Source organism: Vogesella mureinivorans, assembly GCF_007644035.1.
Taxonomy (GTDB): Bacteria; Pseudomonadota; Gammaproteobacteria; order Burkholderiales; family Chromobacteriaceae; genus Vogesella; species Vogesella mureinivorans.
Window position 1 is genome coordinate 1 of the sequence record NZ_VMTV02000948.1, and the last position, 279, is coordinate 279.

Annotated in this window: 1 protein-coding gene; it reads left to right on the plus strand. The window is 66.3% G+C overall.

Translation table 11 applies throughout. The features are described from left to right. Window positions 1-32: 32 nt before the first annotated feature. Window positions 33-279, plus strand: a 247-nt coding sequence (locus FLQ44_RS21275) for a transglycosylase domain-containing protein (RefSeq protein WP_240801370.1), incomplete at its 3' end; no start/stop codon positions are given.

Consider the following 279-nt stretch of genomic DNA (forward strand, 5'->3'; position numbering starts at 1 on the left):
TGCGCCTGGAGGACGTACCTCCGCTGTTGGTGATGAGCCTGCAGGCGGTCGAGGACCGCGACTTCAAGCACCACATCGGCGTCGATTTCAGCGGCATCGTGCGCGCGGCCTGGATCAATCTGCGCGAGGGCGAGGTGCGGCAGGGCGCCAGTACGCTGACCCAGCAGCTCGCCCGCAATCTGTACCTGACCCGCGAGCAGGCGCTTTGGCGCAAGGTCAAGGAGGCCCTGCATGCCCTGGCCATGGAGCGACGCTTCTCGAAGTCGCAGATCCTCGAGG